This is a genomic window from Candidatus Polarisedimenticolia bacterium (genome assembly GCA_035764505.1).
Taxonomy (GTDB): domain Bacteria; phylum Acidobacteriota; class Polarisedimenticolia; order Gp22-AA2; family AA152; genus AA152.
The window spans coordinates 1-2119 of sequence record DASTZC010000236.1 but is presented as its reverse complement, the minus strand read 5'-3'; the positions used below and the strand labels follow the sequence as shown (position 1 = coordinate 2119).

Below are 2119 nucleotides of genomic sequence, written 5' to 3'. Positions count from 1 at the left end.
CCAGACCGCCTTTCTTCCAGAGGGTCTCTCCGCCCCGGGAGCCGAGGCGACACCCGGCTTCCATGAAGGCGAAAAAGTCGTCCTGTTCCTCTATCCCGAAAGCCGCTCCGGCCTGACCAGCCCGGTAGGTCTCGGTCAGGGGAAGTTCCTCCGGGTCTCCGGCAAGGACGGTAAGGAGATCGCCGTCAACGGCTTCGGGAACCGCGGCCTGCTCCACGGAATGTCTCCGCGTGCCGTCGAGCGGCTCGGCAGCCTTGGGAAGGGCGACCCGCACCGGCCTGATCGGCTCACCTCGGACGATTTGCTCCGGATGGTGCAGGAGCTGACGCCATGAGTGGCGCGAGGGTGACCCCGAGGCCGCGGCGCCTTTTCCTCCTGGTAGCGACGGCTCTGCTCGCGGCTTTCGCCAGCACGCCGCCGGCAGCACTCGCGGGAGGCCCCTGGCATGTCATGAGCAACGGCACGCCGATGGCGTGGCCCGGAACGCCGCCCGGACCCCTTCCCGTGGCGATCTCCTGCGATGTCGACGCCGGGGGGCTGGGAATCCTGAGCCATGCGGATGCAATCCCACTTCTGCAGCAGGCGCTGGGAACCTGGAACGTCGTGGGGCCTGTGACCCTCAGCATCGATTCGGCCCATCCCCTGCCCGATGTCAACGCGACCGGCTTCGGCGATACCAACGCCGGCCATTTCTCGAACTTCTGGAACCGCTCCGACGCCGTTACCGGCAGCGCCATCAAGGTGATCTTCGATTCCGACGGCGCGATCATCGCCGATTTGTACGGGGAAGGGGCGCAGCGCGACATCTTCGGCCTGGCCATAATCGACACTCCGACTCCCTGTCCCCCCGTATCTTCCGGGGACATAGCCGAGGCGAGCATCATCATCAACGGCGCAATGTGGGACGGCGTGCAGCCCGACTTCCTGTCGACCGCGGACATACGCGGGGTCATGGTGCACGAGCTCGGCCATGCTCTGAACCTCGGGCACAGCGCGCTGAACGCCGAACTTTCGGACGATGGCGATCCCGACAACGATCGCTACATCCCTACGATGTTCCCCCTCCAGACTGCCACCGAGTCGCAGCTGGAGGCCCTCAAGTTCGACGACAAGGCGGCGGTCATGGGTTTGTACGGCGGCGGCGCCAACTCCGTGGCGGGAAACATCTTTACCGATCTCGACCATAATTCTATCGGGGAGGCGTGGCAGGGGGCGCAGGTCACCGTTCGGCGGGCCGACCCGTCTCCACCGGCGCCGCCGCACGCCGACCTGTCCCAGGCCTTCTCCGCCGTCTCGGGAGCAAATTTCATCCCCACCTGCGGCACTCCTCCTGCGTTCCTGGAAGGGTTCTGGAAAATCACCGGGCTGCCGGCGGGCAACTACACGATCTGCGTCGAGCAGATCGATACGGCGTTTTCCGATGCCAACGCCAGCCTGGTGGGTCCGCTGGCCACGCCGCGGCTCCTCGAGGGTCCGGAGGAGTGCTACAACGGGGCGAGCGAGAGCGCGACTGCCGCGACCGACGACCCGGACGACGCCCCGCTGGTCGCGATCTCCGGAACAGTGACCGGGAAGGACATCTATCTCAATGGCGCGCCCACAGACGACCCCAGCGAGCCCAACAACTCTCTGACGGCGGCAACCGATCTGGGCCCAGGCCTCGTCAACACCATACGCGGCGTCATCGGTCCCAGCGCCGCTCCCGGGGACCGCGACTTCTTCAAGATGGCAGTGGTCCCGGGGGACCATGTGCGCATCGACGTCGACGCGATGGAGCTCGACGTCGGCGTGATGGCGCCGGCCTATCCCACCGACGCGGTACTGACGGTGTATGACGGCGCGGGCGTGCCGCAAATGAGCTCGGACGATGCCGTCGACGGCGATTCCGGCGTCCTTTCCCGGGATCCCTATCTCGAATGGGTCGTCCCGCCGGCCTTCACCAGCCCCCTGAAGATCGGTCTGTCCTGCTACCCCGACACGACCATTGCCGGATGCGTCACCGCGACCAGCCATCCCTACTGGCTGCGCGTGGAGGTGCGTCACGACCAGGATGGCGACGGCACCACCGACAACCTGGACGTCTGCCCGGGAGATATCTTCGACGATGCCGACAAGGATC

The 2119-nt window shown here is 66.3% G+C and carries 2 protein-coding genes; both read left to right on the top strand.

What is annotated here, in order from left to right; genetic code table 11:
* On the top strand, nt 1-334 hold a 334-nt coding region (locus tag VFW45_15695), incomplete at its 5' end, for a hypothetical protein (protein ID HEU5182228.1).
* Nucleotides 331-2119, top strand: a 1789-nt coding sequence (locus tag VFW45_15690) for a hypothetical protein (protein HEU5182227.1), incomplete at its 3' end; no start/stop codon positions are given. The genes VFW45_15695 and VFW45_15690, both read left to right, overlap by 4 nt.